6 protein-coding genes are annotated in these 6,798 nt (G+C 70.5%); 3 read left to right on the forward strand and 3 right to left on the reverse strand.

The features are described 5' to 3' along the window. Positions 1-31: 31 nt before the first annotated feature. Positions 32-1,522 carry a ribosome biogenesis GTPase Der gene (gene der / locus ACGFYV_RS35070; protein ID WP_393882583.1) on the forward strand — a complete coding sequence of 497 codons (1,491 nt, stop codon included), beginning with the start codon at positions 32-34 and terminating at the stop codon, positions 1,520-1,522. A gap of 72 nt (positions 1,523-1,594) precedes the next feature. Here der and ACGFYV_RS35075 read toward each other — a convergent pair whose 3' ends face one another. Together ACGFYV_RS35075 and ACGFYV_RS35080 are read right to left on the reverse strand one after the other, a co-directional pair. Further along, positions 1,595-2,002 (reverse strand): hypothetical protein, encoded by a 408-nt coding sequence (locus ACGFYV_RS35075; RefSeq protein WP_393882584.1) that lies wholly within the window; start codon positions 2,000-2,002, stop codon positions 1,595-1,597. 135 nt (positions 2,003-2,137) lie between these two features. Next, positions 2,138-2,923, reverse strand: coding sequence for a hypothetical protein (locus ACGFYV_RS35080; RefSeq protein ID WP_393882585.1), 786 nt, complete (start codon positions 2,921-2,923; stop codon positions 2,138-2,140). 540 nt (positions 2,924-3,463) lie between these two features. On the opposite strand from ACGFYV_RS35080, the gene ACGFYV_RS35085 reads away from it, so the two are divergent. Next, on the forward strand, positions 3,464-4,159 hold the full coding sequence (locus ACGFYV_RS35085) for a transglycosylase family protein (protein WP_393882586.1): 696 nt from the start codon (positions 3,464-3,466) through the stop codon (positions 4,157-4,159). A 19-nt stretch (positions 4,160-4,178) separates the two neighbouring features. Here the strand turns inward: ACGFYV_RS35085 and ctaD are convergent, their stop codons facing one another. Then, positions 4,179-5,876 carry a cytochrome c oxidase subunit I gene (gene ctaD, locus ACGFYV_RS35090; RefSeq protein ID WP_393882587.1) on the reverse strand — a complete coding sequence of 566 codons (1,698 nt, stop codon included), beginning with the start codon at positions 5,874-5,876 and terminating at the stop codon, positions 4,179-4,181. Positions 5,877-6,331: 455 nt separating this feature from the next. Here ctaD and ACGFYV_RS35095 point away from each other — a divergent pair, with 455 nt between their 5' ends. After that, positions 6,332-6,547 carry an I78 family peptidase inhibitor gene (locus ACGFYV_RS35095; RefSeq protein ID WP_393882588.1) on the forward strand — a complete coding sequence of 72 codons (216 nt, stop codon included), beginning with the start codon at positions 6,332-6,334 and terminating at the stop codon, positions 6,545-6,547. Positions 6,548-6,798 lie beyond the last annotated feature (251 nt).

A 6,798-nucleotide genomic window follows, 5' to 3' on the forward strand; every position in this document is an offset into this window, starting at 1 on the left:
GATCACCACGAACGAACGAGGTACGGACTTCATGAACGACCAGATCCAGCCCGACGGCTCGGACGCGTACGGCGCGCACGAGTACGACCACGGGGCGCTCGGCGACGCCGAGTACGCGGAGTTCATGGAGCTCGCCGCCGAAGAGGGCTTCGACATCGAGGACGTCGAGGGCGCCATCGAGGAGGCGGGCCACGGTCCGCTGCCCGTGCTCGCCGTCGTCGGCCGTCCCAATGTCGGCAAGTCGACTCTCGTGAACCGCATCATCGGCCGCCGCGAGGCCGTCGTCGAGGACAAGCCCGGCGTCACCCGTGACCGCGTCACCTACGAGGCCGAGTGGGCGGGCCGCCGCTTCAAGGTCGTCGACACCGGCGGCTGGGAGCAGGACGTCCTCGGCATCGACGCCTCGGTGGCCGCGCAGGCCGAGTACGCGATCGAGGCGGCCGACGCCGTCGTCTTCGTGGTGGACGCCAAGGTCGGCGCGACCGACACCGACGAGGCGGTCGTACGGCTGCTGCGCAAGGCCGGCAAGCCCGTCGTGCTGGCCGCCAACAAGGTCGACGGCCCGAGCGGCGAGGCCGACGCGTCCTACCTGTGGAGCCTCGGCCTCGGCGAGCCGCACCCGGTCTCGGCGCTGCACGGCCGTGGCACCGGCGACATGCTGGACGCCGTCCTGGAGGCGCTGCCGGAGGCGCCCGCGCAGACCTTCGGCACGGCGGTCGGCGGCCCGCGCCGCATCGCCCTCATCGGCCGCCCGAACGTCGGCAAGTCCTCGCTGCTGAACAAGGTGGCCGGCGAGGAGCGCGTCGTCGTCAACGAGCTGGCGGGCACCACCCGTGACCCGGTCGACGAGATGATCGAACTGGGCGGTGTGACCTGGAAGTTCGTGGACACCGCCGGTATCCGCAAGCGTGTCCACCTCCAGCAGGGCGCCGACTACTACGCCTCCCTGCGCACGGCCGCGGCCGTGGAGAAGGCCGAGGTCGCGGTCATCCTGATCGACGCCTCCGAGAACATCTCCGTGCAGGACCAGCGGATCGTCACCATGGCCGTCGAGGCGGGCCGCGCGGTGGTCCTCGCCTACAACAAGTGGGACACCCTCGACGAGGAGCGCCGCTACTACCTGGAGCGGGAGATCGAGACCGAGCTGGCCCAGGTCGCCTGGGCGCCCCGCGTCAACGTCTCGGCGCGCACCGGCCGGCACATGGAGAAGCTGGTCCCGGCGATCGAGACCGCGCTGGCCGGCTGGGAGACCCGCGTCCCCACGGGCCGTCTGAACGCCTTCCTCGGCGAGCTGGCCTCCGCCCACCCGCACCCGGTCCGGGGCGGCAAGCAGCCGCGCATCCTGTTCGGCACCCAGGCCGGCACCAAGCCCCCGCGCTTCGTGCTCTTCGCCTCCGGCTTCATCGAGGCGGGCTACCGGCGCTTCATCGAGCGCCGGCTGCGCGAGGAGTTCGGCTTCGACGGCACCCCGATCCACATCTCGGTGCGGGTGCGCGAGAAGCGCGGCGCGAAGAAGAAGTAGCGGCGCGAGGAGGACTCCGAGTCCGTCGCATGCCGAAGGGCGGCCCCGTCACCGGGGCCGCCCTTCGGTGTGTCAGGCGCCGCGGCGCGGGGCCGGGGGCAGGGCAGCCGGGGCGGGCATCGCCCCGGAGTCCTGCTGCGACCGCCCGATCGTGCCGATCCGCTGCCACTGTGTCTGCGACTGCTGCCGGGCGCTGTAGGCCCCCGCGCTGTAGGCGCTGTACGAGCTGCTGAACGAGCCCGGACGGTAGCCCCCGTACGCACCCGTGCTCTGCGGAAGGCTCCCGAACGCGACGAAGCCCAGATCCTCCTCACCACTGCGGTCCCCCGGCAGTGTCCGGAAGGTCCGCACCCACTCCGCGTAGAGCGAGTCGTAGATCGGCGTGGCCGACGTCACGCCGGAACTCTCCTGCCCTCTCCGCGCGGAGGGGATGGGGGAGAAGCCGGACCGGCGGGGAGGAGGAGTGTCGTATGCGTGCACGTATGTCCAAACGACGGCAGTGGTGAAGAGATGCGGCCGGTGTCAGGCTTTCGGGGGCGCGGGCCCGTCTCCCCGGGGCGAACTCCCACACCGGCACTCACACCGGCACTCACACCGGCTCTCACGTACCGGCTCTCACGTACCGGCGAGGGGCAGCGCCGCCGCCACCAGCTGTCCGTTCGCCGCGGCCTTGTCGAGCGCGTCGCGCAGCAGGTCCTCGCGCGGCTGGCGCCCGATGGAGCCCACCGGTGCCGCGAACATCAGCACCTGCTGGTGCTTGTTCGCGGCGGCCCGCCAGCCGTCCGTGACCTGCAGCGGCTGGTGCGCCTGCCACCAGGCCACCGCCCGGCCCCCGTTCACCCCGGGCTGGAGGACCGCGTGCAGCTGGCCCACGGCGAGCAGCACCGACCAGCCGTGCAGCACCGGCGGGACGGTCGCCAGCTCGGTCACCGGCAGGTAGCCCTGCTCGATGAGCAGCGGCAGGAAGTCGTCGCCGGGCCCGGTGGAGCCCGGACGCGCGATCGGCGCGGTCGGCTCGACCACGAGCGCCGGGTGCAACTCGCCCTCGATGAGGACGAGTCCGCTGGTCACGCCCAGCACGGCCTGCTCGGGCACGGACGCGCCGGGGCCGGCGTCCGTGGCGATGTCGCCGCCGATGGAGCGCACCGCGCCCTGCAGCTGCTCCTCGGTGACCTGGACGACCTGTGAGGGCAGGCAGCTGGCATGGGCGAAGGCGAGCACGGCGGTCTCGTCGCCGACGAACAGAACGGTGCTGGTGCGCTCCTGCTCGGAGTCGCCCGGGGTGCGGCAGGAGGTGCAGTCGTAACTGCCCGGGGCGTTCTCTCCGGCGAGCAGCCGGTCGGCTTCTTCGTCGCCGATCTCGGCGCGTACTGCGTCACTGACGTCGAGCATGCGCGGCACGGTGGCTCCCTCGGGATGCGCTGCTGGAGACGGCCGGGTGGCTCCCGGTCGCTGAGCTCCGGGGTTCCGGGCTCATGAAGAAGACAACGGACGTGCTGTGGTGGTGGTCACGCCCGGAGGGAAACGGAGTAGGACCGTCCGCCGCGCAGCGTCACCATTGGTTCGGAATCGGCCACTCATCGTCAACTTTGCTCGCTGTCAAGGAACTTGATCGGGTGAAGTGAATCACACGCCGCCTTGACGGCTGGTCGAAAAGTCATGAAATCAGCACACAAAGCGGTTGGCCAAAAATCGCCGATACCGACGGTAACGGGGAACTGGCCTGGAATGACAGGGAGTTGGTTGATATCTACCGCCAGATCTCCGTACATTCCTCCGCCGTGTGCAGCGAGCACCGCTCGGGTATGTCCGCCGACCGGCACCAGGCAGAGCACGATCGACGCCCGGTCAGGCGGACGGGGCAGGCACGGGGAACCGCGGTCCTTCGCGGGACGTCGTGCCACGCCTTGGGGGATCCCGGGTTCGTGGAGAGGGAATTACATGTCCGAGTGTGCCGATACCACCCGCAACACCGAGCGTCGTGACAGCGCCCGCAAGGGCCGTACGACGGCCGCCCTCGCCGGGGCGGCGCTGCTGGCCCCGCTGGGGCTTCTGGCCGCGACCGGCAACGCCGCCGCCGCGGACAACGGAGTGTGGGACCGCATCGCCCAGTGCGAGAGCGGCGGCAACTGGCACATCAACACCGGCAACGGCTACTACGGCGGGCTCCAGTTCTCCGCCGGCACCTGGCGCGCGTACGGCGGCACCGCCTACGCCCCGACGGCCGACCAGGCCTCCAGGAGCGCCCAGATCGCCGTCGCCACCAAGGTCCAGCACGCCCAGGGCTGGGGCGCCTGGCCGGTCTGCTCGGCCCGCGCGGGAGCCTCCGGCGCGGCACCGGCGGCCGCCTCCTCGGGTACGACCGCCTCGCAGGGCAGCGCGACGAAGAAGTCCGCCCCCGCGAAGGAGGCCCCCATGAAGTCAGCCCCCGTGAAGTCCGTCTCCACGCCGCAGCGCCCGGCCGGCCACACCAGCCGCAGCGCCTCCCGCGGCGACTACACCGTCCGCGAGGGCGACACCCTCAGCCTCATCGCCGCCCGGCACGGCACCACCTGGCAGCGGATCTACGCCGACAACAAGAAGGTCATCGGCGCCGACCCCGACCTGATCGTGCCCGGCCAGCGCCTCGCACTCTGAAGCGGGCGCCGGGTGCCGGTCACCTGACGCGCGAACGGCCGCCGTTCCCCCTCCCGCGGGGGCGGCGGCCCTGCGCGTACTCGGCGAACTGCGGGTGGTGCAGGTCGAACGCCGGCGCCTCGGAGCGGATCCGGGGCAGGGCGGAGAAGTTGTGCCGGGGCGGCGGGCAGGAGGTCGCCCACTCCAGCGAGCGGCCGTAGCCCCAGGGGTCGTCCACCTCGACCTTCTCGCCGTACCGCGCGGTCTTCCAGACGTTGTACAGGAACGGCAGCGTGGACAGGCCGAGCAGGAAGGAGCCGATGGTGGAGACCGTGTTGAGCGCGGTGAAGCCGTCGGCGGCGAGGTAGTCGGCGTACCGGCGGGGCATGCCCTGCGCGCCCAGCCAGTGCTGCACCAGGAACGTGGTGTGGAAGCCGACGAACAGCGTCCAGAAATGGATCTTGCCGAGCCGCTCGTCCAGCATCTTCCCGGTGAACTTGGGCCACCAGAAGGAGAAGCCGGCGAAGATCGCGAAGACGACCGTGCCGAAGACGACGTAGTGGAAGTGGGCCACGACGAAGTACGAGTCGGTGACGTGGAAGTCCATGGGCGGGGACGCCAGGATCACCCCGGTCAGGCCGCCCAGCAGGAACGTCGCCAGGAAGCCCGTCGCCCACAGCATCGGGGTCTCGAAGGACAGCGAGCCCTGGAGCATCGTGCCGGTCCAGTTGAAGAACTTCACGCCCGTCGGCACCGCGATCAGGAACGACATGAAGGAGAAGAACGGCAGCAGCACCGCGCCCGTCGCGAACATGTGGTGCGCCCACACCACCATCGACAGACCCGTGATCGCCATGGTCGCGCCGACCAGCGTCAGATAGCCGAAGACCGGCTTGCGGCTGAAGACCGGGATGATCTCCGTGATGATCCCGAAGAACGGCAGCGCGATGATGTAGACCTCCGGATGCCCGAAGAACCAGAACAGGTGCTGCCACAGCAGCGCCCCGCCGTTCGCCGCGTCGAACACGTGCGCGCCGAACCGCCGGTCCGCCTCCAGGCACAGCAGCGTGGCCGCCAGCACCGGGAACGCCATCAGGATCAGGATCGACGTGAACAGCGTGTTCCAGGTGAAGATCGGCAGCCGGAACATCGTCATGCCCGGCGCGCGCATCACGACGATCGTGGTGATGAAGTTGACCGCGCCGAGGATCGTCCCGAAGCCGGCCAGCGCGAGCCCCGTGATCCACAGGTCCGGGCCGATGCCACGGGAGTGCGTGGCGTCGTTGAGCGGGGCGTAGGCGAACCAGCCGAAGGCCGCCGGCCCCTCGGGGGTCAGCACCGAACCCAGCACGATCAGACCGCCGAACAGGAAGAACCAGTACGACAGCATGTTCAGGCGCGGGAACGCCACGTCAGGAGAGCCGATCTGCAGCGGCATCAGCTCGTTGGCGAAGCCCGCGAAGCTCGGGGTCGCGAACAGCAGCAGCATGATCGTGCCGTGCAGCGTGAACAGCTGGTTGTACTGCTCGTTGCCCATGAGCTGCAGCCCCGGCCGGGCCAGCTCGGCGCGCATCAGCAGCGCCATGACACCGCCGGCCAGGAAGAACAGGAAGGACGTGATCAGGTACAGATGCCCGACCTTCTTGTGGTCGGTGGTGGTGAGCCAGTCCACCACCAGCCGCCCCGCCCGCCCGCGCGGCCCCGCCAGCGCCGTCGCCCGTACGGTGTCGGTCCCCATCGCTCCCTCGCCCCTTCGCTTGTCGCGCCCCTTCGCTCGCCGCGCCCCGGGGCCGCCGCGGCCCGGGGCGCTCCCGCCCGCGAGCCGCCGTCACCTGCCCGCGTGGCCGTGCGCCCCGGCCGGGGGGACGCGGCGGCCCTGTGCCGAATCCGTGAAATTCCTATGCGGTGTCAGTTCCTCGGACAGCGCGCCGGATTCCGCGGGGAATGACCTTCCGGACCCCGCCCCGGACATCACGTGGGCACTTTCCGCCGGGTAATTCGGAGGGGCACCGCGACACGCGGGAATTCTGTTCGATTGCCCCGGGAAGGGGAACAGAAACCCCCGTACGTGTGACGGAGTTCGAAGGAATCGCGCGTCGGCAAGCTGTGACAGAAGTGTGACCGGGCGCGGGAACTCCCGATACCCGACGGGCCCGGCTTCCGTCGCCGCCCGATGCGCCCTAGCGTGGCCGCATGGCACCGATTCCCACTCCGCCCGCGGAGCCCAAGGACAGTCCCGACGGGTACGTCGGCCTCGACGCCGAGCATGCCGAGCGGCGCGCGAGGGAGCGGGGGTGGTCGACGGTACGGTCGCTGCCGCCCGGCGCGATCATCACCATGGAGTACCGGGTGGGCCGGCTCAACTTCGAGGTGAGCGACGGCCGCGTGACCCGCTGCTGGAAGGGCTGACCGGGCTCCCGCCGGGCCCGCCACCACAGGCCCTGACCGTGTAGGCCTCTGACCACGTAGGCCCCTGACGGCGAAGGCCCCACTTCCCGGCGACCCTTGAGTTCTAGCGATCGTCGCAACACCCCAGCTCAAGGGGTGCGATGTTCGAGATCCGCAAGACCCGGACGGTGGCTCAGGGCCGTAGAAAGCTGACCCGTGAGCGGGAGGAATACTTCCGGCTCGTGCAGCAAGGCGTGAGTTACGCGGAGGCA

It is taken from the genome of Streptomyces sp. NPDC048297, assembly GCF_043201585.1.
In the GTDB taxonomy this organism is placed as follows: Bacteria; Actinomycetota; Actinomycetes; order Streptomycetales; family Streptomycetaceae; genus Streptomyces.